This is a genomic window from Kitasatospora sp. NPDC097605, assembly GCF_040302725.1.
Classification (GTDB): Bacteria; Actinomycetota; Actinomycetes; order Streptomycetales; family Streptomycetaceae; genus Kitasatospora.
The window spans coordinates 18,605-41,613 of the sequence record NZ_JBEOSF010000022.1 but is presented as its reverse complement, the minus strand read 5'-3'; the positions used below and the strand labels follow the sequence as shown (position 1 = coordinate 41,613).

Sequence of the window (23,009 nt, the reverse complement as noted above, 5' to 3'; positions counted from 1 at the left end):
GGTCCGGTGCGGCCGGACGGGCGGTCGCGGCGGGGTGCGGCGGGGCGCGGCGGGGTGTGGCTCAGCGCGCGGTGGCCCGGGCGGCGGCGAGCAGGGCGTCCAGCAGACCGGGGAAGCGCGCGTCGAGGTCGGCCCGGCGCAGCGAGACGAACCGGTTGCGCCCGGCGACCCGGGTGGTGGTGACGCCGGCCTCGCGGAGCACCCGCATGTGGTGCGAGACGGTCGACTTGTGCAGGTGTTCCAGGCCCAGGTGGCGCGGGTCGCAGGAGTGCTCCGCGCCGTCCGCGTAGCTGGTCAGCAGCCGCATCCGGACCGGGTCGCCGAGCGCGTGCAGCACGGTGACCAGGTCGATCTCGGCGGGGGCGGGCTGGGGCAGCCGCTCGTCGTCGGTCATGGCCGGCGGCCTCCTCGGGGTCGGGCGCGGGGTGCCGCGCGCGGACGGGACGGTTCGACAAGGTTTGACAATCATCCATCGATCCGTACTGTTTGGCGAGTATCAAACTGTTGCCCTAGCGTCCAACAATGCTCACTCCTGGGGGATCGACGTGCCCGTCCGCCTGCTCCTGCTCGCCCTCGGCACCTTCGCCGTCGGCACCGACGCCCTGGTCATGGCCGGCATCCTCGGCCCGGTCGCCGACGACCTCGGCGTCTCGGTCACCGCCGCCGGCCAGCTGGTCACCGTCTTCGCCCTGGGCTACGCACTGCTCGCCCCGCCGCTCGCCGCCCTCACCGCCCGCTGGCCGCGCCGCAGCCTGCTGCTCACCGCGCTCACCGTGTTCGGCGCCGCCAACGCGCTCAGCGCGCTCGCCCCCTCGTTCGGCACGCTGCTGGCCACCCGGGTCCTGGCCGCCGCCGGCGCCGCGCTCTACACCCCGACCGCCAACGCGGTCGCCACCACCCTGGTCGCCCCCGAGCGGCGCGGCCGGGCGCTGGCCACGGTGCTCGGCGGCATGACGGTCGCCACCGCGCTCGGCGTGCCGCTCGGCACCTGGGTCGGGCGCACCGACTGGCGGCTGACGATGTGGCTGGTGACGGCGCTGAGCGCGGCCGCCCTGGCCGGCCTGGCGCTGCTGCTGCGCGAGCTGCCGGTGCCCGCCGCCGCGCCCGGCCTGCGGGACCGGCTGGCGCCGCTGCGCGAGCGGCCGGTGCTCGCCGCCGCCTTCACCACCCTGGTGTTCTTCCTCGCCTTCCAGTCCGTCTACATCTACCTGGCCACCGCCGTCGCCCCGGCGACCGGCGGCCGGGCCGAGCGGCTGAGCCTGATCCTGCTGGTCTCGGGCGTCGCCTCGGTGGCGGGCAGCTGGCTGGGCGGTCGCCTGGTGGACCGGGTCGGCGTGCGGCGGGTGCTGCTGGTCGCCAGCACGGTGGCGGCGGCCGCGTTCGCCGCGCTCCCGTGGGCGGGGCGCTCGATGCCCGGCGCGCTCGCCTACGCGGTGGTCACCCCGATGGCCGGCTGGGCGGTCTCGGTGGCGCTGCCGCACCGGCTGGCCTCGCTGGACCCGGCCAACGCCCAGCTGCTGATCTCGCTCAACAGCAGCGCCCTCTACCTGGGCACGGCCGCGGGCGGCGCGGCCGGCAGCGCCGCGATCGCCCTGGTCGGCGGGCGCTGGTTCCCGCTCGCGGCGACCGGACTGGCCCTGGTGGCGGCGGCCACGGCCTGGGCCACCACCCGGAGCGCGGCGCCCGCCCCGGCCGGGGCCGCTCACTGAGCGCGGATCGCCCGGAACAGCAACTCGGCGGTCTCCGCCCAGCGTTCGGCGATGTCCACCCGTTCGTGCAGGACGTCCGAGATGTGCTGGGTGCCGAAGAACGCGGCCACCAGCGAGCGGGCCGCCGCCTGCGGGACGACCCTCGGGTGCAGCTCGCCCGCCGCCTCGGCGCGCACCAGCAGGGTGGCCAGCAGCTGGGTCCAGTCCACGTACGGCGTCGGCAACTCGGCGTCGATCTGCGGGCGTTCGATCTGCAGCCGGGCGCCCGCCTGGACGACGATGTCGTCCCGGAAGGCGATCGCGGCCCCCGCGAGCATGCGGACCGCCGTCTCCAGCGGCCCGTGACCCTCGGCGGTGACCTGCGACAGCAGCACCGGCCAGCGGGCGTAGTGCTCCTCGACCACGGCCACCGCCAGGGCCTCCTTGGTCGGGAAGTGGAAGTACACCGCGCCCTTGGTCATCTCCACCCGGTCCGCCACGTCCTGCACCGAGGTGTGGCGGAATCCCCGGGCCGCGAACAGCTCGGCGGCCGCGGTGAGCACCAGGAGCTTGGTGCGGGCCGACCGGTCCTGCTTGGGATCGGGGCCCCGCCGGGTGGTGATCGGCCGGACCCGGAACGGGGTGGCCTGGTCGGACTCGGGCATGGTCGGCTCCTGGGATGCTGGGGTTCGGTCAACTCGGCGGCGGACGGGGCGATCTGGACGAAGTGGCGGGAAACTCCGGCTCGACGGTAAACCTTCCAGAAGGTATGTTCCTGAGCCGTCGCACCGGTCGGGGCACCGCAATGTAGCGGGCCCGCCGGGGCCTCCGCGACCGCGGGGGAGGGAGAAGTCATGAATGTTCTGTCATCGGTTGTGTCCGCGCGGCAACGGTCACGACTCCGCGCCGGGCGGGTGAGGGCATGCTGAACCACGCGAGCCCGGCCGGCCCCGCCGTCACCGAACTGGCCGGCCTGGCCCGGCGGGACGCCGCGCGGGCGGAGGCCGGACGGCGGCTCACCGAGGAGGTCGCCGACGGGATCCGGCGCGCGCACTTCCCCCGCCACTTCGTACCGCGCCGCTGGGGCGGCACCGCCGGGGAGTTCGGCGCCCTGGTCACCGCCGTAGCGCGGCTCGCCGAATCCTGCGCGGGCGCGGCCTGGTGCGCCGCGCTGTACGCCTCGCACGGCCGGCTGGCCGCCTACCTCCCGCCCGAGGGGCAGCGCGAGCTGTGGGGGGAGGGACCGGACGTGCGGATCGCTGCGTCGGTGGTTCCGCCCCAGGGCCGGGCCGAACGCCGGGGCGATGGCTGGAAGTTGGACGGCGAGTGGCGGCTGGCGAGCGGGGCCGACCACGCCGAGTGGATCCTGCTGGCCGCCTGGACCGGCAGCGACGCCGCCCCGGAGCACCGGGTCTTCGCCGTGCCCAGGGCCGAGCTCACGGTCCTGGACACCTGGCACTCCGCCGGCCTGCGCGCCAGCGGCAGCACCTCGGTGACCGCCGAGGCGGTCCGGGTACCCGGCCACCGCACGCTGGTCCTGGAGACGCTGCTCGCCCCGCAGGAGGGCGGCGCCCGCTGCCACACCGTGCCCTACCCGATGGTCGCCGCGCTGGTCTTCGCCGCCCCGCTGCTCGGCATCGCCCGCGCGGCACTGCGCGAATGGACCGCCGGGGCCCGGAGCGCGCCCGTCCCGCACCCGGCCGCGCACACCGTGCTGGCCGGGGCGTCCGCCAGGATCCGGATGGCCGGGCTGCTGCTGGACAGCGCCGCCGGGCGGGCCGACCGGGGCGAGCCGACCGCCCTGGCGGTGGCCGAGAACCGGCGCGACGCCACCACGGCCGCCGTGCTCTGCCGGGAGGCGGTGGACATGCTCTTCCTCGCGGCCGGCACCGGCGCGCAGGACCCGGCCTCGGTGCTGCAGCGCGCCTGGCGGGACGCGGCCGCGGTGGCGGTGCACCGCACCCTCGACGCCGACGCCGCGGCGCGCGCCTACGCGCAGACGGTCCTCGCGGCGGCCCCCGCCGCGGAGGGCGGCCCGGGGTGAGCGGCACCCGCCCGGCCCCGGTCGCCTTCTTCGACGTGGACGAGACGCTGCTCGCGGTCAAGGCGATGCTCGCCTTCCGGACGTCCTGGGAGCGCGGGAGGCCGCCGCACGACGGCCCCGGCCTCCTCGGCCTCACCGCGCCCGGTGTCCCCCGCGAGGAGCTGAACCGGCGCTACTACCGGGGCTTCGCCGGCCTGGCCGCCGCCGTCCTGCGCTCGGCGGCCCGTGCCTGGTACGCCGAGTACCGCCGCGGCCCGGAGGCCTTCGTCGCCCCCGGCCTCGCGACGCTCGCACGCCACCGTGCCCTCGGGCACCCGGTGGCCCAGGTGTCCGGCTCGCTGCGCCCGCTGCCGGAGGCGGTCGCCGAGGACCTCGGGGCGGACGAGGTCTGGTGCACCGAGCAGACGGTGTCGCCCGGGGGGAGTGCTCACCGGCGCGGTGGACCGTCCGATGATCGGCCCGGCGAAGGCCGACGCGGTGGCCGCCGTGGTGCGCGCCCGGGGCGCGCGGGCGGCCGAGTGCTTCGCCTGCGGGGACCACGAGAGCGACCTCGCGATGCTGCGCGCCGTCGGCCGCCCGGTGGTGGTCAACGGCTCGCCCGGCCTGCTCGCCGAGGCCGGCCGGGCGGGCCGGCCGGTGCTCGGCGGCCGGCGCGGCCCGCGGACCGCAGGTGGGATGACGGCCAGTCACCGATCGGATCCCGTCTGATGCGCGGGGGACCGGGCGTGCGCGGGGCCGCCGCTGAGAACATTCATTCAGAAAGGTATGTTCTTCCCCAGGGAGGGCACATGATGAAGCAGGAGCGGGCGCGGCGGACCAGGGAGAAGGTGCTGGACGCCGCGGCCGAGGAGTTTTCCACCCAGGGCTACAGCCGGGCCACCCTCAACGCGGTGGCGCAGCGCACCGGGATGACCAAGGGCGCGCTGTACGGGCACTTCCCGTCCAAACGCGCGCTCGCCGGTGCGCTGATGTCGCAGTCGCGCACGGTCTGGGAGGAGATGCGCCAGGCCCGCGACGTCCCGGGTACCGAGGCCGCCGTCGTCCTGGAGGGCCTGGTCCTGGACCTGGCGCACCGGCTGAAGGCCGACGTCCGGCTGCGGGCGGCGCTCCGGCTGGCCACCGACATCCCCGACCCGGCCAAGCCGCACCCCTTCCGGCCGCCGGCCGCGGCGGCACCCGACATCTTCGAGGACGTCCAGCGCGGCCTGGTCGCCCTGATCCGCCGCGCCCAGGGCGAGGGCGGCATGGTGTCCCGGCCACCCGAGCTGGTCGCCCAACTGCTGCTGGCCGTCCTGCACGGCGCCCCGCACGTCGCCTTCGGCCCACCGGAGGCCGCCGGCCCCGCCGCCTACGACGCGGCCTGGCGGCTCCTCCTGGAAGCCCTGACCGGCGCCGCCCGCGGCACCCCGCTCACGGCCGCCCCGCTCACGGCCGCCCCGCTCACTGGCGCCGCACCACCCGCGTGATGCTCACCAGCACCGTCGCCCCGAGGAACCACCCGGCGACGACGAGCGCCGAGGCCAGGAAGGCGGTCCCGCTGTCCGCGGGGTGCCACCGGTCCTTTTCGCCGAACCCGACCAGGGGGATGAGCAGATCGGCGGGATAGGTGAAGTGCTCGACCCAGTTCATCGGGGGGAGTTCCGCCGCCTTCTCCGTGATCACGGTCTGCCGGACGTAGGGGTCGGGCGGGACGAGGAAGAACACGATGACGCCGATGCCCCAGAGGATCAGCAGCGAGACCAGTGCCCGCAGGGGGCGGTAGCCGTAACCGATGAGGTAACGCTGGAAGAAGTTCCAGACGGTGGTGAGCTTGGCGACGACGACGTCCTTGGCCCTCTGCCACCAGGGGCCCGTGTGGTCGCGCGGCACCTTCCGGCGGTGGCGTTCGATCTCCTCGTTCTTCTTCAGCAGGACGGTTCGGGAATCGTCGTCCCGTCCGGCCGCGCCGTAGGCCGCGGCGAACTGGTCGTAGGGCTGCGGTGCAGGTGCGCCGACGGTGTAGCTCGCGATCTCGCGGTCCGTCGCGCGACCCGAGCGCGCGTAGCAGGCACTGGTGGCGAGCCACCGCAGACGGGGGCCGAACGGGACGTCATTGGCGTGCACGGCGTCGTACTGCAGGCCCTTGAGGACGTAGCACAGGCCGCCCCGTGCCGGGGGGCCAGGGCCCTGCCAGACGGTGTTCTGGTCCCAGAGCACGACCAGTTTCGCCTGGGTGAGGTCGACCAGCCCGCCGTCAGGGGCCCGCCGTGCGGGCCCCTGCTCGGCGGAGAGGCGGAGGATCGTGGTCTGCAGCCGGGTGAGGTCGGCGACCACCGTGACGGACTCTTCCTTCCCGGACCCGGTGAGAGCGGTCTCGTCGCCACGGACACCGGTGATGTCGAGGTGGACGTCCAGGCCGACCTTGGCGCCGGTCAGCGTGACGGCGCCCTCGGTCCAGAAGCGCAGCTTCCCGTCGGCGGGTTCCCCGGGGGCGATCCTCCGGCGGTAGCGTCTCGCGTAGTCGCCCGTCCGTCTGGTCGTGCCACCCCGGTCCATCGAGATCACACCGCCGACCACGCTGCGGTCGAGCTGCAGCGCGGCGCCGCCGGACTTCTCGCCGGCGATGATCGTGGCGCCGTTGAAGTTCGCGGTGGTGCTCACCCGCATGCCCTTCGCGTGGAACGTCCCGGTGCAGACGAACCCCCGGTCGCAGAAGAGGCTGCCGTCGACGCCTGCGCGGTCCATCATGACGGCGCCCTCGTGCGGCTGGGCCCGCTCGTCACCGCGGTGGATCCTGGCGCCACGGAACTCGCACGAACCGCCGATGGTGGCGCCGACCAGCCTGACCTGGCCGTGAGCCTCCAGTCTGGACCCGTACAGCGAGCCGCCCACGGTCATGCCGTCGGCGGAGACGGCGTACTTCGGCTCCTTCCGCGTGCGGCCGATCACCGCGTCGATGAGATAGACCGAGCCGTCGATGCGCGCGTCCTCCAGCAGGAGCGTCCCGCGTGCTCTGAACCGGGCGCGGCGCGGGCCGCCGGACGCGTGGGCCACCTGCTTCGTCGAACTCCCGCAGAAGTTGCCGCCGAGCCGCAGGTTCGTCGCCTTGAGCGCGTAGGTGTCGCCGGCCTTGGCCGCCAGCCGGGCTCCTTCGAGGTGGAGATCGTCCCGGATGTGGGCGCCACCGAGATTGACGACGCCGTGGAACCGCGTCAGTTCGAGATCGCCGCCCGTGATGCTGAGATGGCTCGCCTCCAGCTCACCCGCCCAGTGATCGGGCTCGCCGACCTTGCAGTGGACCAGGTGGAGCTGGGGGAAGTCGGCCTCCGTCAGCACGATCCGCTCGAAGGTGCAGTCGGTCAGCGTGACCGGATACCCGACCTTCGCCTGGGCGAGGTCGAGGGAGCCGGTCACCCGGAGGCCGCTCAGGTCATGGCACCGGCCGTCCGGCGGCGGGGCGCGTAAGACGCCCGCCAGGCGGTCTCCGGAGACGGTCGTGATCATCCCGGCATCACCACCCCCGTGGCACGTTCTGGGGTCTCGATCGCACGAGGACGTCTACTGACGAGCCTACCGCCGCCACGCCCTCACACCGGCGGGGCGGGCCAGGGGTCGGTGCGGCCGGGGCGGGCGATGTGCTGCCAGGGCCAATGGGTGGTGACCCAGTGGTCGAGGGTGGTGGACAGCGCGCGGTCGAGGGCGGAGCCGGGGCCGGCGCCGGTCCAGAAGAACAGGTCGGCCTCGTGCCGGGGGTCACCCGGCGGGTCGAGGTGGACGCAGCCGAGCAGGCGGTCGTCGGCCGGTGCGACCACCGCCAGGGCGAAGGACGTCCTTCGGGTGAACTCGTGCTGGTGCCAGGCGAGCTGGACGAGGTCCTGGTCCTCGGTGAGGTCCGGCGGGGGCCAGTTCCAGGCCTGGCCGAACTGAGCCCGGAGCTGGTCCCGGGAGGCGGTCACCAGGGCGTGGTCCTGGGCGAGGTCGCGGATGGTGATCGGGCGCAGCAGGAAGCCCGGGCCCTCCAGCCGCTCGGGCACCTCGAAGCGGTGCGGGACGAACGGCCGGCGGGACATCCCGGCGGCCGGCGCGGTGACGGCGGAGCGGTCCGGTGGGGGCGGCTCCTGGCGGAGGATGGCCCGGTGGACGGCGGTGAGGCCGGCGCCCGGCTCGACGCCGAGCTCGTCGACCAGCCGGCGCCTGGTCCGGCCGTACAGCGCCAGCGCCTCCGCCTGCCGGCCGGTGCGGTACAGCGCCCGCATCAGCAGGGCCTGCGGGCCTTCGCGCAGCGGGTGCTCGGCGGCGGTGCGCCACAGGCGGTCGACGGCCGCAGCCGGGCGACCGCAGGCGAGTTCGGCCTCGGCCGCGGACTCCACGGCGGCCAGCCGGAGCTCCTCCAGGCGGACGGCCTCGGCCTGGAGCCCGGGCACCTCGCGCAGATCGGCGAGCGCCGGGCCGCGCCACAGTCCGAGCGCCTCGACCAGCCGGGTGCGCGCGCCGTGCGCGTCGCCCTCGGCGAGCCGCGCCCGGCCGTCGGCCGTCAGCCGCTCGAAACGGCGGACGTCGACGACCTCCGCGTCCCCTTCCGGTCCGTCGGCCGGGCCGAGGTCGAGCCGGTAGCCGCCGGCGGTGCCGATCAGCCGGGGCGCGGCCGGGTCGGCGCCCCCGGACGCGTCGGCGAGGACGGCGCGCAGCCGGGAGACGTAGCTCTGCACCGTGTTGACCGCGCTGGCGGGCTCCCGGCCGTTCCAGACGCTCTCGACGAGATCCGCCAGCGGGACCGGCCGGCCGTGCGCCAGCAGCAGCGTGGCGAGCACCGTCCGCTGCCGGGCCCCGCCCAGTGGCAGGGCCCGCCCGTCGCACCGCACCGCGAGCGGTCCGAGCACGCCGAACCGCCAGCCCCGACCGGCCATCCGCCGCCCCCTCCGTCCTGCCCGCCCCGCCCGCTCCGTGATCGCTGCAGCGTACGCGCCGGTTGCACGCGCTCTGCACGCCGGGTCCGGCAGGCTGCCCGGAGGGCCCCCGCCGGCCGCCGTCCCCGACCAGGAGAAGCACCAGGATGACCGCCACCCCCCTGCCGCCCGCCGGCCTCACCGTCCGGCCCGCCACCCGGGACGACGCCCCGGCCGTCCGCGACCTGCTCAACCGGGTGGACCTGCTGGAGATCGGCCGGGCCGAGACCGACCTGCACGAGGTCGAAGCGGACCTCGCCCACCCGGGAGTCGACCTGCGCCGCGACTCCTGGCTGCTCGCGGACGGGGAGCACCTGGTCGGCTACGGCCTGGTCCGGGACCGCTCCGGCGGCGAGCGGATCGACCTCGACCAGTACGTGCTCCCGGACTACCAGGCGGGCGCGCTGCACCTGTTCGCGCTGATGGAGCGCCGGGCGGTGGAACGCGCGGCGGCCAACGGCGCCGCCCGGGCCGTCCTCCACCTGCTGCTGAACACCCGGCCCACGCTCGACACCGGGGCGATCCGGCCGCGCGGCTGGGACCGCGTGCGCCGCTACCACGTGATGGCGCGCCGGGTCGACACGCGGACCGACCCCGTCCCCGCGCCGCCGCCGGGCGTCACCCTGCGGGACTGCCGCCGCGAGGAGGACCGCCGCATCGCCCACCGGCTCCAGGAGGAGTCCTTCGCCTCGCACTTCGACCACCGCCCGCGCACCTTCGAGCAGTGGTGGCAGGACATCGACGGCGCGCGCCTCGACTGGTCGCTGACCTGGATCGCCGCCCTGGACGGCGTCGGCGACGTGGCCGTGCTGCGCACCCGCGACGACCGCGCCGCCCACGGGTGGGCGGACCGCATCGGCGTCCTGCCCGCCGCCCGCGGCCGCGGCCTCGGCGGCCACCTGCTGCGCCATTTCTTCGCCCACTACGCCACCCTGGGCCGCACCCGCGTCGCCCTCGGCGTCGACACCGCCAACCCCACCGGAGCCCTCGCCCTCTACGAGCGCCACGGGATGACGGTGGACTTCGCCGTGGACACCTGGGAACTGGTCCTCCCGCTCTGACCGGAGGACGGGCGGGCACGGGACGACTCCGCGCCCGCCCGCCCTGGCCGGCTGTCGGGACCAGCCGTCAGGACCGCCGGGGACCGCCAGTCCCGCGCTCTCCAGGTTCTTCCGGGCGCGGCGCGCGACGTCCGCGTCCTACTCGACGGACACCACGTCGGCGCCGCCCAGGCGGTGGGCCAGGAGACCCGCGTTCCACCCCGTGCCCGTGCCGATCTCCAGGACCCTGGCACCCGGACGGACGTCCAGGTCCCTGAGCATCGGGACCACCATGGTTGGGGTCGTGCCGAGCCCGTCGCCCGGCCGGATCCGATCCGGGACGAACAACTCGCGGGGCACGGCCTCGAACGAGGGGAGTCAGTCCGACGTCAGAACCCCCTCGGCCACCAGCGCCGAGGCCAGCCTCCGGGGGGCCCGTCGTGCCCGTCACCTGCCGCTCGCCAGGCCCTGACCGTCAGCTCGATCCCGCCCCGAGGGTTGTTCGGTGCCTACCACGGCGGTCTCCTCCCCACGGCCTACTCAACGAGGCGATGAGTGAACAGATGGGGCGTCACGCGGTTCTGTCGGCCCGTTGTCGTCGGGCTGTGCCGGGGGCCCGGGCGGGCGCGGAATCGTTTCCGCGCCCGCCCGCCCGGGCGGCGGGCGGGTGGTCAGCCGTTGGCGAGGGCCTGGATGCGGTCGAAGGCGCCGTTGAAGAGGTTCTGGTCGCCCGGGAACGTGCCGGAGTCGGCGTGCTGCCAGATCGTCTGGTAGCTCCAGCCGGCCGGGAGGGTGCCGACGGCGGAGGCGTAACGGGCGATCCAGAGCGGGTTGGTGGCACCGAACGAGGCGTTGTTGCCGGTGCAGGTGGTCCACCAGTTGGTGGTGGTGTAGATGGTGGGGTAGCGGCCGGTGCGGGAGTGGACGGTGTTGCTGAAGGAGCGGATCCAGCTCACCATGGCGCTCTGGCTGAGGCCGTAGCAGGTGGCGCCGTAGGGGTTGTACTCGATGTCGAGCGCGGGCGGGAGGGTCTTGCCGTCCTTCGACCAGCCGCCTCCGTGGTCGACGAACCAGTTGGCCTGGGCGGTGCCGGAGGAGCGGTCCGGCAGGGCGAAGTGGTACGCCCCGCGGATCAGGCCGGCGTTGTAGGAGCCGTTGTACTGCTGGGTGAAGTACGGGTTGGTGTACGTGGTGCCCTCGGTCGCCTTGACGTAGGCGAAGCGGGCACCGTTGGCGCGCACCGTGGCCCAGGCGACGTTGCCCTGGTAGCTGGAGACGTCGAGGCCGGGGGTCTGGGTGACGGCGAGGGCCGCGGCGGGGGCGGCGCCGGGCTCGCGACCCTCGTGGGCGGCGACGGTGGAGCCGGCGAAGTCGAGCTCGGGGTGGATCGGCGGCAGCTGACCGCCGCGCTGGGCGGCGGAGTTGTCGGCGGCGGCCGCGTCGGAGGGGGACGCGGTGCCGGGCGCGGGCTCGGCCGCGTACGCCGGGGCGGCGACGCCGACGGCCAGGGCGACCGCGGCGGTGAGGGCGGCGAACGCGGGGAGCCGGCGGTTCCCCTGCTTGGTGCTGCTGCCGGTGGGGCTGGCGGAGCGGGAAGTGCTGGGCATGACACTCCTCTGGTCCGTGGTGACGACCCGTGGGATTCGCGGACAGCCGGTGCGCCGGTGACGGCAACCGGCTGGAGCAGGGTAGCCATGTACGCGCCAGCCCGCTAGGCATCGGTGGCCACATCCTGAACGGACGTCACATGGCGATGGTCCCCACCTTTCGGCTCCCCGTCGTACGCCGGACCCGCCCGCCCCGGCGTCCGCCCGGCCCGCGCGGAGCGCCGCCCACCTGGGCGGACGCGGCCGGGGCGGGCCGGGTGCGCGGGCGCGGGACCGGGGGCGGGTCGGGGGCTCGGGAGTGTGGGCGGGCGCCCCCGCCGGCGCCGGGTCTTTCCGTCGCGGTCAGCCGGTGGTCGCCCACTCTTCGCGCAGCCGCCCGAACACCTCGTGGAAGGCGGGGAAGGTCTTCCGCACGCAGCCGGGGTCGTCGAAGGTGATGCCGGGCGTGCGCAGCGCCGTGACGGAGAACGACATCACCATCCGGTGGTCGCCGTGGGAGGCGAGTCCGGTGCCGCGCGGGGTGCCCGGCCGGATCTCGATCCAGTCGTGGCCGGTGGCGACGTCGATGCCGAGCCGGCGGAGGTTCCCGGCGCAGGCGTCCAGCCGGTCGCACTCCTTGATCCGGGTGTTGGCGACGTTCTCGATCCGCACCGGACCGTCGGCGAACGGGGCGAGGGCGGCGAGCGTCGGCATGGTGTCGGAGATGTCGCGCATGTCGACGGTGAGGCCCGACAGCCGGCCGTCCCGGGGGCCCTCGACGGTGACCCGGTCCGTGCCGATCTCCACCCGCGCGCCCATCCTGGCCAGCACATCGACGAACCGCAGGTCGCCCTGGAGCGCGTCCCGGCCCAGCCCCGGGACGGTCAGCTCCCGGCCGGTGAGCGCGGCGGCAGCGAAGAAGTAGCTCGCCGTGGAGGCGTCCGGCTCGATCGGGTAGGTGGTGGCGCGGTAGCCGCCGGGCGCGACCTCGAAGACCCGGCCGGTGCGCGTCACGGTGGCGCCGAAGGACCGCATCATGGCGACGGTGATCTCCACGTACGGCGCCGAGACCAGGTCGGTCACGGTGATCCGCAGGCCCTGGTCGGTGAGCGGGCCGAGCAGCAGCAGCGCGGTGAGGTACTGCGAGGACAGGCTCGCGTCCAGGCTCAGTTCGCCGCCGCGGACCCCGTCGGCGGCGATCCGCAGCGGGTGGTGGCCCTCGGCCTCCTCGTGCCGCAGGTCGACGCCGAGGGCGCGCAGCGCCTCGGTCAGCGGGCCGAGCGGGCGCCGGCGCAGCTGGGCGGAGGCGTCGAAGCGGAAGGAGCCGCGGCCGGCCGCGGCGAGCACGGGCAGGAAGCGGCCGGTGGTCGCGCCGTCGCGGCAGTACACCTCGGCGTCGTGGGCCGGGCCCTGCGGGCGGCCCTCGACCGTCCACCGGTCCGGCTCGCGGGTGAGCGCGTAGCCGAGCGCGTCCAGCCCCTCGGCGAAGCCCTCGGTGTCGTCGGAGCGCAGCGGCCGGAGCAGGGTGGTGGTGCCGTCGGCCGCGGCGGCGAGGAACAGCGCCCGCGCGGTCACCGACTTGGAGCCGGGGATCTCGACGGTCGTCATGGTGCCTCCGGGATGGGCGGGACGGATTGGGGCGGGCGGGACGGGCGGGCCGTCGCGGCCATCCTGCCGGAGGCGGTCCGGCGGCCGGGGGAGCCGTCCGGCTGTTGGACGCCTGACCGAGACGGCGGGTGCGGACGGGAGGTGGCGGGGTGCGGTGCGTCCGGGCAGGTCGGGGGCCAGGGTGGCTGTGGCACGATGCCAGGGACCGGCCCCCGACGGCCGCCGAAACCCGCCCGCCCGGGCCAGTGTCCGGGCCCGCCCGAGAAGAGGCCCCCGTGACCGAGAGCAGCACCCGAGCGGCCGCCGAGGCTGTTGTCGCCCAGGCCGTCGCCGCCGAGGCCGCCGCCACCGAGGCCGTCGCCACCGAGCGGCTCGGCTTCCGCACCGCGACGACCGCCGATGTGCCCGCCCTGCTCGACCTGGTCGAGTCCGCCTACCGGGGCGACGCCAGCCGGGCCGGCTGGACCACCGAGGCCGACCTGCTGGAGGGCCAGCGCACCGACACCGAGGGCGTCACCGCGGCCGTCACCCACCCCGACGGCGTGGTGCTGCTCGCCGAGCTGGACGGCGAACTGCTGGCCTGCTGCCAGCTGGAACGCCGGGGCGAGCGCGCCTACTTCGGGATGTTCTCGGTGCGCCCCGGCCGCCAGGGCGGCGGCCTCGGGCGGGCCGTGCTCGCGCGCGCCGAGCGGTACGCGGCCGAGGAGTGGGGCGTGGCGGAGATGGAGATGACCGTGATCGAGCAGCGCGCCGAGCTGATCGCCTGGTACGAGCGGCGCGGTTTCCGGCGCACCGGCGACTACTCGCCGTTCCCGTACGGCGACGAGCGCTTCGGCATCCCGCTCCGTCCCGACCTGCGGTTCGAGAAGCTGACCAAGGTGCTTGCCGCACGGTAGCGGTGGTGTGAGCGGTGGTGTGAGCGGTGACGTGGCGCACCATCGGGCCCGCACCCGGCGGGGAGGCCCGCCGGGTGCGGGCCGGGTGTCAGCCGCGGGCCGGCCGGGGCAGCAGACCGCGCTCGCGCAGCAGCGGGAGCAGGTGGTCGCGGACGGCGGGGGCCGGCCGCAGGACCGGGTCGAGGCCGTCCGTCCAGCGCAGGTCGGCGAGTTCGGCGGCGGGCGCGGGCGTGCCGTCCAGCCCGGCCTCGAACACGGTCATCCGCATCGGCACGCCCTCCAGCGCAGCGACCGCCTCGATCACGGCGGCGGCCACGACGGTGAGCGGCACGGGACCGGCCTGTGGTGCGTGCTCGAACATGATCGAGATTGTTCCATCCGCCGGTCCTACGGGTCCGCGCGGCTTCTGCGCGGGGCGGTGCGACCGCGGGTTCGGCGCGGGGCCGCGCCGCGCAGGCTCGGCGACGGGCCCCGCCGCCCGGACAAGCCCCGCCGACCGGTCGCCGACGGCCGCGCGTACCTGTGGACGCTCCGGCACGGCCACCGCGTGCCCGGCCGCGACCGGCCCCGCGCGTGCCACCAGATCCTCACGCCGCACCCGTCGCCCGCCGGCTCCGGCGGACCGCTGCGCATCGTCTTCGCCGAGGGCCCGGGCCGGTTCGTCCCGGGCGGCTTCCCGCTGGGCTCCGGTGACGTGGGGTTGGTGCACGGCGCCACGCTGAACCCGCACGAACCGGGCGCCGTACGGGCCCTGCTCGACGCGGCCCTGGCACACGGGGCGTGGCGGCCGGGCGAGCGGCGGGAGGGGCGGGTCGACGGCTGGCCGCTGTTGGAGGCCGCGGCCGCCGCCGGTCCACCGGAGGCGCCCGTTCAGCCGTAGATGCTGCGGCAGAGACGGGCCTGCTCGGAGCCGGCCGCCCACCGGCCGAACCGTTCCGCCTGGTCGCAGATCGTGCCCGGGTCCGCCCCCGGTACCGCGCCCGCGGGAGGGGCGCTCACGGCGGCGGAGGGCGCGGAGGCGGCGCCGGGCGCCGGCGCGGAACCCGGAGCGGGGGCGCCGGCCGATGCGCCCGCCGTCCGGGTGGGCGCCGGCCGCGGTGAACGGCTCGCCTTGGGCCGCGGGGACGCGGAGCGCTCCCCGGCGTCCGACCGGGCGGTGGCGCCCAACGGCGCCTGGTCCAGGGTGTCCGCGGTACCGGCCTGACCGCTCGTACCCGCGGTACCCGCCGGGCTCGTGGCGGTGGGCTGCACGCCCTCACCGCTCGTCGTCGTCGGCGGCGGCAGCGGGGACGGCGCCGGCACCGGCAGCCGGTCGGCCGCCGGCGAGGCCACCGGGGACGGTGGGAGCGGCGGGGCCGTGGACGGTCCCGGGAAGGCCGTCACCCCGGACGACTCCTCGCCCGGTCCGGGCCCGCACATCGCCAGCACCGCCGCCAGCCCGGCGACGATCCCGGCCGAGCCTCCCACCCACATCCGGCGCCGCCGCCGCCGGGCGGTCTCGGCGGCCGCCGCCAACGCCTCCCAGGCCGGCGGCTCACCCGGCGGTGTGCTGGGCGGCGCCGGTACCGGCGGCGGCTGCCACGCGTGCGCCGGCCACTGCCACTGCACGGTGCCCGAGGGCTTCACGGGACCCGCGCCCGTCGGCCGCTGTCTGCCCGCCGGCCCTCCGCCCGGGTGCGGCCCTCCGCCCGGTCCGGGCCCGCCGCCCGATCCCGGTCCGCCCGAGAGCGGCCCGCCCACCACCGGACCGCGCGGCGGCGGACCGCCGTTCACCGGTGTCCCGCCGTCTGCCGATTGCCCGCTCATGTCCTCGTCCTCCTGCCATCGCCTGCTCCGGCTCCCGGCGGCTCGCCCCGTCGCGGACGCCCGGTCGTACGGGAACGGGGCCGCCGCGGCGCCGCCGAGGGCCCCCGCTCGCCGTACTCAACGAGCGCGCCGACGGCGGGACATGACCCGGAAGTGGTCCCCGGGGCGCGCCCGGCCCGCCTCGCGCCCCCGGCCCGTACGCTGCCTGCCGGTCCCCGGGTGCGCTCCCCGGAGGTCCGCCACATGCTGGGGGCATGGAAACCAACAGCCCGTCCGGCGCGGCGAACCCCCAGGTCAAGGTCGCCGAGTTCCGCACCGACAGCCGCTACCGGCTGGTCCACTTCGAGGGCCACGGCTGGGAGCCGCTCGGCCCGGAGGAGTTCGAACCGCGGATCCACCAGCTGTTCCCGGACCTCGACCCCCGCGACCCGGTCCAGGTCCACTGGGCGGACCGCCCCTGGGAATGGCCCGCCTGGCACCCGGGCGAGGCCTGACCGCAAGCGTGACGGCCATCCGGGGTACGGTTGACGCGGCCCCTTGACGGCCCCTCGACGGCCCTGCGGTGCCGACGGTCGCGGTCGACGCCGGGTGGCCGATGCCGGGTGGTCGACGCCGGGTGGCCGACGGGCGGGCCGTCCGGACGGCGAAGGGGGAGCGGTCGTGGGGGAAGCGCGGACGGACGGGCCGGCGGGCACCGCCGGCTACGGCGAGGAGGCCGAACGGCTGGCGGCGCAGTACGAGGCCGTCACCTTCGCCGAGGTCCACCGCGAGGCCCTGCACCTGTTCCCGCCCCGGCCCGCCGACGTCCTCGACATCGGCGCGGGCAGCGGACGCGACGCCGCCGCGCTGGCCGCCCTCGGCCACCGCGTGGTCGCCGCCGAACCCACCGCCGAGCTGCGCTGGATCGGCGAGCGGCTGCACGCCGGCAGCGGCGTCCGCTGGGTCGACGACGCCCTGCCCGCCCTGCCCCGCCTCGGCGCGGCGGGCGAACGCTTCGACGTCGTCCTGCTGACCGCCGTCTGGATGCACCTGCCCCCCGACGAGCGCCCGTCCGCCATGGCCGTCCTCGCCGGCCTGCTCGCCCCCGCCGGGCGGCTCTTCCTCTCGCTGCGCCACGGCCCCGTCCCGCCGGGCCGCCGGATGTACGACGCCCCGGCCGCCGAAGCCCTCGACCTCGCCCGCCCGCATGGCCTGCACCCGCTGCTGCACACCGAACGCCCCGACCTCCACGGCCGTACCGACGTCCTCTGGACCGTCCTGGTCCTCTCGGGCGCCGACCACTCCTGAACGCCCGTCGCGGCGCCGGGCGGCCGGTCCGTCAGCCGGCGAAGCCGCCGTTGCTCGTCAGCAGCTGGCCGTTGATCCACTGGCCCCGCGGGGAGCAGAGGAAGGCGACCAGGTTCGCGGTGTCCTGCGGGGTGCCGAGGCGGCCGAGCGGGGTGCGGCCGAGGACGTCCGTGCGCACCTCGTCGGTCATCCAGCCCGTGTCCACCGGGCCCGGGTTGACCACATTGGCGGTCACTCCGAGGTAGGCCAGTTCGCGCGCCGCCGCGAGGGTGATCCGGTCGAGCGCCCCCTTGCTCGCCCCGTAGGGCAGGTTGCCCGCGGTGTGGTCGCTGGTGAGCGCGACGACCCGCCCGTCGCCGGCGGGTCCGGCGAACCGGCACCCGTACTCCCGGATCAGCAGCCAGCCCGCCCGCGCGTTGACCGCGAAGTGGCGGTCGAAGCTCTCGACGGTGGTGTCGAGGAGGCCGGAGTCGACCGACTCGCAGTGGCCCAGCACCAGGGCCGTCACACCGCCGAGCCGCCGTTCCACCTCGTCGAACACCCGGGCCGGAGCGTCCGGTTCGGTGAGGTCGGCGTCCACGCCCGCGCTCGCCGCACCCCGGTCGGCGAGCGCCCGCGCGACGGCCTCGGCGGCGCCCGGTTCGGCGCCCCAGGCCATCCGGTGGTCGTAGGGGGTCCAGTAGGTGAAGGCGACGTCCCAGCCGGATTCGGCGAGCCGGCACGCGATGCCGGCGCCGATCCCGACCGTCCGCCCGACGCCGGTGACCAGCGCCACGGGCCGGGAGGCGGGGGCGGGGGAGTGCGGGGGTTCGTGGGCGATCGTCATGGGGAGCGATCGTCCTTCTTGTACGGTGCGACGTCAAATCCTTTACGTCGCAAGCCCATTGCTTTCCGTCATCGACCGAGGGCGGCCGTCAGGGCCTGCGCGGTGGCCCGGGGGAAGGCGGTGTTGCCGTTGTGCCCGCCGGGGAAGTCGATCGCTGCCGTCCCGAGCAGCCCGGCCAGCGCCAGCGCGCAGCGGTGCGTGTGCACGGTCGGGCGGGTCGTGCGGCCCGTCGCCGGGAGGATCCGGGTGCCGGAGCGGGCCGCGGCCGCCGCCAACTCGGCCGGGCCGAGGCCGTCCGTGGTGATCGCGGTGAACTCCGTGCCGATGAAGAAGTCGAAGTTGGCCAGCCGGCGGGGGGTCAGCGGCTGTGGAGTGAGGCCCTCCTCGGTGCGGTCGTGCCGGGGGTCGATGCCCAGGTGCCGGGCGATCGCCGGGAAGGCCGCCGCCGCGCCGCCCGCCGCGTGCGCCTCCTGGATGGCGCGCAACTCGGTGATGTGCTCGGCACGGTCCGCCGGGGGCAGCAGGTTCGGCATCACGGGCTCGTGCGCGATCAGCGTGCCGAGCAGGCCCGGGTGGCGGACCAGCGCGTGCAGACCGATCGCCGCGCCCATGCTGAAACCGGCCATCAGGGCCTCGCCGGCGTCCGCGGCCCCCGTGGTCTCGGTGATCCCGGCGAGCAGCCGGGCGACGTCGTCGGCGTGGTCGGCCATGGTGACGGGGCGCGCCGGGTCGTCGAGCGTGCTGCGCGACAGTCCGCGGCGGTCGTAGGTGACCACGGTGAAGGCGTCGGCCAGGTGCGGGACGAGGTCGACCGTGCGGTCGGCGTCGCCCTCGCCGCTCTGGGCGAGGAGCAGGACCGGGCCGCTGCCGGTGACCTGGTAGTGCAGCTTCGCGCCCGGGACGGTGAGCTTCATGGTGGTGTTCCCCCTCGGTCGTGGCGACCGGCGCTCGGCCGGTACGAGGACGACCATAGAGCATCGAAATAGATGTATCAATCTCGATGCATCTATCGAGATGTATTCTGGCGGGCATGAACGGAGTCGAGCTGTTCCTCCTGGGGCGCACGCTGATGAAGATCGGCGAACAGGCCATGCCCGAGCCGGCCGCCGGTGCGCGCGGCTCGGTCCGCGCGGTGCTGGTCACCCTCGGCGAGATCGTCGCCAACCCGGGCACCACCGTCGGCGAGATCGCCGCCCGCACCGGACTGCCGCAGAGCCAGGTGTCCACCGCCGTCGCACGGCTGACGGAGGCGGGGTCGGTCACCACCGACCCCGACCCCGCCGACCGCCGCCGCCGCCTCATCCACCCCGCCCCCGAACCGTCCTCCCGCGTCACCGAAGTCCGCACCACCACCATCGACACCGCCCTCGCCGCCGCCCTCACCACCCCGAACGGCACCCCGCCGACCCCGGCCACCCTCCACACCGTCACCGAAGCCCTCGCCACCCTGGCCCACCACCTCGGCCCCGCCCGCTGACCGGAGCCACGGGTCTCCATGGTCCGGAGAGGATCAGGTGTCGTGGGAGGGGGGTGTCTGGCGTTGGGTGGGGATGCCGGAGCGTTCGTTCTGGAGGTCCCACAGTTCGCGGAAGCGGCCGGTCTCGTCGGCGACGAGGGCGGCGAAGGTGCCCTCCTGGAGGACCTTGCCGTTTTCGAGGACCACGATGCGGTCGGCGATGGCCACGTTGGTGAGGCGGTGGGTGACCAGGACGACGGCTCGGTCGCGGGCGATCGCGCGGAGGTTCTGGAAGATGCGGTGCTCGGCGCGGGGGTCGAGCGCGGCGGTGGGTTCGTCGAGGACGAGGAGGCCGGCCTCGCGGTGGAAGGCGCGGGCGATGGCCAGGCGTTGCCACTGGCCGCCGGACAGTTCCTCGCCGCCCATCCACTCCACCGCCAGCAGGGTGGACAGGCCCCGGCGGAGTTTGGCGACGACCTCGGCCGCGCCGGAGGCCTCGGCGGCGCGCAGTACCGCCTCGTCGCCGTCGGGTGAGGGCTGGCCCAGGGTGATGTTCTCGCGGCAGGTGAGCGGCCAGCGGGCGTAGTCCTGGGGCACGACCGCGACCTGGCGCCACAGGGCGTGCGGGTCGAGGTCGCGGGTGTGCCGGCCGTCCCACCGGGCGCAGCCGCCGTCGGGCAGGTAGAGGCCGGCGAGGAGTTTGGCGAGGGTGGTCTTGCCGGAGCCGTTCTCACCGACCAGGGCGAGGATCTCGCCCCGCTCGACGTGCAGGCTCACCCCGTCCAGGGCGGTGCGGTCGGAGGACGGGTAGGCGTAGCGGAGGTTCTCCACCTCGATCCGGTGCGGCGCCGCCGGCACCTCGGTGCCGCGCTGGAGGCGGTGGCCGCCGGCGGTGTCGAGGAAGGTGGACCAGTCGTCGAGGTACATGCCGGTGCGGAACAGGTCGGCGCCGTAGCCGACGATGCCGCGCAGGCTGGTGCCGACGGCGGCGAGCGCGAACACAGCGGCGCCGCCGTGCGGCAGGCTCATCCGGCCGGTGCTGACGAGCCAGAGCATCGCCCCCCACACCAGGGCGGTGCCGAGGCCGGTCGCGGCGGCGCCGATCACCGAGACCCGGGCGCTCTGCATCGCGGCCTTCCGGGAACTGGCGTCCAGCCGCCGGCCGACCTGCTCGTACTTGTCGAGCAGGAAGCCGCCCATGGTGTCCGAGCGGACCTGGTCGGCGTTGCGTTTGAAGTGGATGTACCAGCGCAGGTTCGCCATCACCCGGCGGTCGGCGATCGCGGCCCGGTTGGCGAGGAACTGCACCCGGGCGGCGTGCACCGACGCGATGCCCTGCGGCAGTGCGGCCAGCACCAGCAGCGGCAGCAGCGCGGGGTGGAGCACGGCCAGGACGCCGGCGGCGCCGACCAGGGAGGCGAGGGCGGCGATCAGGTTCTGCGCCTCGCCGACGATGTCCACGCAGACCTCGGCGCCCCGGTCGGCGGCCTCCAGTTCGTCGTTGTAGCCGGCGTGGTCGTACGCGGTGAGCTCGGCGGCGACGGTGGCCCGCAGGACCGCGGCCTCCGCCTCCCGGGAGATGCGCGGGGACAGGTGGACGGTGATGGCCTGGATCGCGATGCCGAGGAGGGCGCGGGCGCCGGTCGCCGCCGCGATCGCGAGGATCGACGGCGCCGCCCGGGTGAGCTTGTCACCGACGGCCTCCGGGCCGAACAGCGCCGCGATGGTGCCCGTGGTGGCGAACAGGCCGGCGGCGCCGAGGACGGCGGAGACCACCTGGCAGGTGAGCAGGATCGTGATGGAGGAACGGTCGATGCGCCAGCCGAGGCGGAAGGCCCGGACCACCAGCACGGGCAGGCGGCGGGCCATCGCGCTGATGCTGATCGCCTCGATCGTCTCGACGCGCCGGCCGTCGGCCAGCCATCGCAGCTCCTCCTCCTCGTTCTCGGCCTGGACGGGTGGCGTGGCGGCGCTCATGCGGTGACCTCCGGGTGCGAGGTGCGGGGACAGGTCATGGATCCTCCAGGCGTACGGTCGGTCCGCGGGCATGCGTGAGGGCGTCAAGTTGGTTATGTGAAAACCGAGTTGATGATTTCTGGGCCGGTCGCGGAGGGTCCGATGATGGTGCTGTTCGAAGGAGGCGTTCAAGCGGATTTCGCTCCGGGCGAGCCCTGGTCGAACGGGGACTTTTCGAGCACCCCGGAGGTTGCGGGGGCGGGGGCGGCGCGGAGGACCGTCGTCACCGGATTCACTCGTTCGGCGGTTCGACGGGCTCGGAGGTTTGAGACGGCGGCCCGGCTCCGCCCGCCGGTGCGGCCGGCGGGAAGTCCCACCCGGGCACCGCCTCCGGGCGACCCGGGGGAGCGGGTGGAACCGCCGCTGCCACCCGCTCCCGAACACATCTGCCAACGGGCCCACCGGTGATCAGGGTTGACGTGGCGAAGGTTCCCCGCCGGGGTCTCGATCGCCTACCGTTCCCCCTATGACAGAAAGTCACTCGTGGACCCGGGTGCAGCAGAACGGCCGCAGCGCCCGTCCCGGTCTGCTCGCCGCGCTGCTCGCGTCCACGCTGGGCGTCACCACCGTCGCCCTGGCCACGCCGCACACCGCCGACACGGCCGCCGGACCGCACGGCAGCACCGCCCGCTGGCTGTTCGACGGCCGTGAGACGGTGCGCACCGCCCCGGTCGCCCGAAGCGTCGACGCCCCCGACGGGACCGCGGTCGCCGCCCGGAGTGCCTACCTCCGCCGGCCCGGCGCGCCGCTCACCGTGTTCGCCCACCGCGGCGCCTCCTCCGCCGCGCCAGAGAACACCCTCCTCGCCGAGGAGGTCGCCCGGCGCGCGGGCGTCGACTGGATCGAGAACGACGTCCAGCCCAGCAAGGACGGCGTGCCGTACGTCCTGCACGACGAGACGGTGAACCGCACCACCAACGGCACCGGTCGCGTCCGCGACCTGACGGCCGCCCAACTGGACGGCCTGGACGCGGGCTCCTGGTTCGCCCCGACCACGGCCGGCGCCCGGGTGCCGAGCCTGACCGCCCAGCTGGAGGACCTTCGGGCCCGGGGCGGCAACCTGCTGCTGGAGATGAAGGGCCCGCACACCCGCGAGGAGGTCGACCGGATCGTCAAGGAGATCCGTGACCACGGCATGGCCGAGCGGATCCTGGTGCAGAGCTTCGACGTCGAGACCCTGCGCCACACCCGCGAACTCGCCCCCGACCTGCCGCTCGCCCTGCTGCGCGGCGAACTCGACGCCGACCCGGTGGCCATCGCCAAGGAACTCGGCCTGGCCGCCTACCACCCGTCCGACGACGCCCTCGCCACCCGCCCGGAGATCATCACGGCCCTGCACGAGGCCGGCGTCGCGGTGAACGTCTGGACCGTCGACTCGGCCGCCCGCTGGAAGGCCCTGGACGCCGCCGGCGTCGACGGCATCATCACCAACCGCCCTGCCGAGCTGGCCGGTTGGAACTCGGCCCGCCAGTAGCGGGCACACAGGAGGCGGCGATGGAGCGCGCGACGACCGGCCGGACGCCCGACGGGCGGCTCCAGGTCGACTACTACGCCCGGCGGGCCGTGGCCGACGGCCGCACCGTCGACCTGACCTACAGCGACTGCAACCTCCTGCTCGGCCTGATCGAACAGGGCGACGAGTTCCGCGATGCCCGGGACCTCGGCAGCCGGGTCTGGAACTATCCCTGGGCCAGGGAACAGGAGATCCGCGTCCACCTCGGCTACCTGCGCGCCAAGCTCGGCCGGGACTGGGTCGAGAGCACCGGCCGGGGCCACCGGCTCGGCCGTCCCCCGCTCCCGGGCGCCGCCGAACCGGAAGGGATCTGAGGTG

General features: G+C 75.5%; 24 protein-coding genes and 1 pseudogene. 13 read left to right on the top strand and 12 right to left on the bottom strand.

Annotation, left to right across the window (positions count from 1 at the left end; all coding sequences use genetic code 11):
- Positions 1–61 precede the first annotated feature (61 nt).
- The gene (locus ABTX81_RS24050; RefSeq protein ID WP_350549044.1) at positions 62–394 is read right to left on the bottom strand and encodes an ArsR/SmtB family transcription factor; all 333 of its coding nucleotides are present in this window, start codon (positions 392–394) and stop codon (positions 62–64) included.
- A 151-nt stretch (positions 395–545) separates the two neighbouring features.
- Here ABTX81_RS24050 and ABTX81_RS24045 point away from each other — a divergent pair, with 151 nt between their 5' ends.
- Complete coding sequence (locus ABTX81_RS24045) at positions 546–1,709, top strand: MFS transporter (RefSeq protein ID WP_350549042.1); 1,164 nt, start codon at positions 546–548, stop codon at positions 1,707–1,709.
- Here ABTX81_RS24045 and ABTX81_RS24040 read toward each other — a convergent pair.
- Positions 1,703–2,353: a ScbR family autoregulator-binding transcription factor gene (locus ABTX81_RS24040; protein WP_350549040.1), complete on the bottom strand. Its 651-nt coding sequence runs from the start codon at positions 2,351–2,353 to the stop codon at positions 1,703–1,705. The genes ABTX81_RS24045 and ABTX81_RS24040 overlap by 7 nt on opposite strands.
- Positions 2,354–2,610: 257 nt before the next feature.
- Between ABTX81_RS24040 and ABTX81_RS24035 the strand changes: the two genes are divergently transcribed.
- The 4 genes and pseudogenes from ABTX81_RS24035 to ABTX81_RS24020 all read left to right on the top strand — a co-directional run bounded on the left by ABTX81_RS24035 (position 2,611) and on the right by ABTX81_RS24020 (position 5,198).
- Positions 2,611–3,732 carry an acyl-CoA dehydrogenase family protein gene (locus ABTX81_RS24035; protein WP_350549038.1) on the top strand — a complete coding sequence of 374 codons (1,122 nt, stop codon included), beginning with the start codon at positions 2,611–2,613 and terminating at the stop codon, positions 3,730–3,732.
- A 65-nt stretch (positions 3,733–3,797) separates the two neighbouring features.
- Positions 3,798–4,091 (top strand): annotated as a pseudogene (locus tag ABTX81_RS24030) (haloacid dehalogenase-like hydrolase); the annotation flags it as partial.
- 91 nt (positions 4,092–4,182) lie between these two features.
- Entirely contained in the window at positions 4,183–4,440 is a 258-nt protein-coding gene (locus ABTX81_RS39720; RefSeq protein ID WP_502892838.1) for an HAD hydrolase family protein, read from the top strand.
- 80 nt (positions 4,441–4,520) lie between these two features.
- Entirely contained in the window at positions 4,521–5,198 is a 678-nt protein-coding gene (locus ABTX81_RS24020) for a TetR family transcriptional regulator (protein WP_350549220.1), read from the top strand.
- Here the strand turns inward: ABTX81_RS24020 and ABTX81_RS24015 are convergent.
- Both ABTX81_RS24015 and ABTX81_RS24010 read right to left on the bottom strand, forming a co-directional pair.
- Entirely contained in the window at positions 5,173–7,125 is a 1,953-nt protein-coding gene (locus tag ABTX81_RS24015; RefSeq protein ID WP_350549036.1) for a hypothetical protein, read from the bottom strand. The genes ABTX81_RS24020 and ABTX81_RS24015 overlap by 26 nt on opposite strands.
- A gap of 173 nt (positions 7,126–7,298) precedes the next feature.
- On the bottom strand, positions 7,299–8,618 hold the full coding sequence (locus ABTX81_RS24010) for a BTAD domain-containing putative transcriptional regulator (RefSeq protein WP_350549034.1): 1,320 nt from the start codon (positions 8,616–8,618) through the stop codon (positions 7,299–7,301).
- A gap of 146 nt (positions 8,619–8,764) precedes the next feature.
- On the opposite strand from ABTX81_RS24010, the gene ABTX81_RS24005 reads away from it, so the two are divergent.
- Positions 8,765–9,718 (top strand): GNAT family N-acetyltransferase, encoded by a 954-nt coding sequence (locus ABTX81_RS24005; protein ID WP_350549032.1) that lies wholly within the window; start codon positions 8,765–8,767, stop codon positions 9,716–9,718.
- 138 nt (positions 9,719–9,856) lie between these two features.
- Here the strand turns inward: ABTX81_RS24005 and ABTX81_RS39715 are convergent, their stop codons facing one another.
- The 3 genes from ABTX81_RS39715 to aroA all read right to left on the bottom strand — a co-directional run bounded on the left by ABTX81_RS39715 (position 9,857) and on the right by aroA (position 12,891).
- On the bottom strand, positions 9,857–9,991 hold the full coding sequence (locus ABTX81_RS39715) for a hypothetical protein (RefSeq protein WP_502892835.1): 135 nt from the start codon (positions 9,989–9,991) through the stop codon (positions 9,857–9,859).
- A 377-nt stretch (positions 9,992–10,368) separates the two neighbouring features.
- The gene (locus ABTX81_RS23995; RefSeq protein WP_350549030.1) at positions 10,369–11,304 is read right to left on the bottom strand and encodes a lysozyme; all 936 of its coding nucleotides are present in this window, start codon (positions 11,302–11,304) and stop codon (positions 10,369–10,371) included.
- 342 nt (positions 11,305–11,646) lie between these two features.
- Positions 11,647–12,891, bottom strand: a complete 1,245-nt coding sequence (gene aroA / locus ABTX81_RS23990; RefSeq protein ID WP_350549028.1) for a 3-phosphoshikimate 1-carboxyvinyltransferase — start codon at positions 12,889–12,891, stop codon at positions 11,647–11,649.
- 401 nt (positions 12,892–13,292) lie between these two features.
- Here aroA and ABTX81_RS23985 point away from each other — a divergent pair, with 401 nt between their 5' ends.
- Positions 13,293–13,787 (top strand): GNAT family N-acetyltransferase, encoded by a 495-nt coding sequence (locus tag ABTX81_RS23985; RefSeq protein WP_350549218.1) that lies wholly within the window; start codon positions 13,293–13,295, stop codon positions 13,785–13,787.
- Between the two features lie 88 nt (positions 13,788–13,875).
- On the opposite strand, the gene ABTX81_RS23980 is transcribed toward ABTX81_RS23985, so the two are convergent.
- Complete coding sequence (locus ABTX81_RS23980) at positions 13,876–14,148, bottom strand: NUDIX hydrolase (protein ID WP_350549026.1); 273 nt, start codon at positions 14,146–14,148, stop codon at positions 13,876–13,878.
- A 186-nt stretch (positions 14,149–14,334) separates the two neighbouring features.
- Here ABTX81_RS23980 and ABTX81_RS23975 point away from each other — a divergent pair, with 186 nt between their 5' ends.
- A complete protein-coding gene (locus ABTX81_RS23975) occupies positions 14,335–14,667 on the top strand; it encodes a hypothetical protein (protein ID WP_350549024.1) in 333 nt (110 codons plus the stop codon).
- Here the strand turns inward: ABTX81_RS23975 and ABTX81_RS23970 are convergent.
- On the bottom strand, positions 14,658–15,413 hold the full coding sequence (locus tag ABTX81_RS23970; protein ID WP_350549022.1) for a hypothetical protein: 756 nt from the start codon (positions 15,411–15,413) through the stop codon (positions 14,658–14,660). The two genes, ABTX81_RS23975 and ABTX81_RS23970, sit on opposite strands and share 10 nt — an antisense overlap.
- A gap of 434 nt (positions 15,414–15,847) precedes the next feature.
- On the opposite strand from ABTX81_RS23970, the gene ABTX81_RS23965 reads away from it, so the two are divergent.
- Both ABTX81_RS23965 and ABTX81_RS23960 read left to right on the top strand, forming a co-directional pair.
- On the top strand, positions 15,848–16,087 hold the full coding sequence (locus ABTX81_RS23965) for a hypothetical protein (protein WP_350549020.1): 240 nt from the start codon (positions 15,848–15,850) through the stop codon (positions 16,085–16,087).
- 166 nt (positions 16,088–16,253) lie between these two features.
- On the top strand, positions 16,254–16,880 hold the full coding sequence (locus ABTX81_RS23960) for a class I SAM-dependent methyltransferase (RefSeq protein WP_350549018.1): 627 nt from the start codon (positions 16,254–16,256) through the stop codon (positions 16,878–16,880).
- Positions 16,881–16,911: 31 nt separating this feature from the next.
- Here ABTX81_RS23960 and ABTX81_RS23955 read toward each other — a convergent pair whose 3' ends face one another.
- Positions 16,912–17,706 (bottom strand): SDR family oxidoreductase, encoded by a 795-nt coding sequence (locus ABTX81_RS23955; RefSeq protein ID WP_350549016.1) that lies wholly within the window; start codon positions 17,704–17,706, stop codon positions 16,912–16,914.
- A gap of 68 nt (positions 17,707–17,774) precedes the next feature.
- Positions 17,775–18,620: an alpha/beta fold hydrolase gene (locus tag ABTX81_RS23950; RefSeq protein ID WP_350549014.1), complete on the bottom strand. Its 846-nt coding sequence runs from the start codon at positions 18,618–18,620 to the stop codon at positions 17,775–17,777.
- 116 nt (positions 18,621–18,736) lie between these two features.
- On the opposite strand from ABTX81_RS23950, the gene ABTX81_RS23945 reads away from it, so the two are divergent.
- Positions 18,737–19,183 (top strand): MarR family transcriptional regulator, encoded by a 447-nt coding sequence (locus ABTX81_RS23945; protein ID WP_350549012.1) that lies wholly within the window; start codon positions 18,737–18,739, stop codon positions 19,181–19,183.
- Positions 19,184–19,216: 33 nt separating this feature from the next.
- Here ABTX81_RS23945 and ABTX81_RS23940 read toward each other — a convergent pair whose 3' ends face one another.
- Positions 19,217–21,139: an ABC transporter ATP-binding protein gene (locus ABTX81_RS23940; protein WP_350549010.1), complete on the bottom strand. Its 1,923-nt coding sequence runs from the start codon at positions 21,137–21,139 to the stop codon at positions 19,217–19,219.
- A 505-nt stretch (positions 21,140–21,644) separates the two neighbouring features.
- On the opposite strand from ABTX81_RS23940, the gene ABTX81_RS23935 reads away from it, so the two are divergent.
- Together ABTX81_RS23935 and ABTX81_RS23930 are read left to right on the top strand one after the other, a co-directional pair.
- Entirely contained in the window at positions 21,645–22,652 is a 1,008-nt protein-coding gene (locus ABTX81_RS23935; RefSeq protein ID WP_350549008.1) for a glycerophosphodiester phosphodiesterase, read from the top strand.
- A 20-nt stretch (positions 22,653–22,672) separates the two neighbouring features.
- Positions 22,673–23,005: a response regulator transcription factor gene (locus tag ABTX81_RS23930; RefSeq protein WP_350549006.1), complete on the top strand. Its 333-nt coding sequence runs from the start codon at positions 22,673–22,675 to the stop codon at positions 23,003–23,005.
- Positions 23,006–23,009 lie beyond the last annotated feature (4 nt).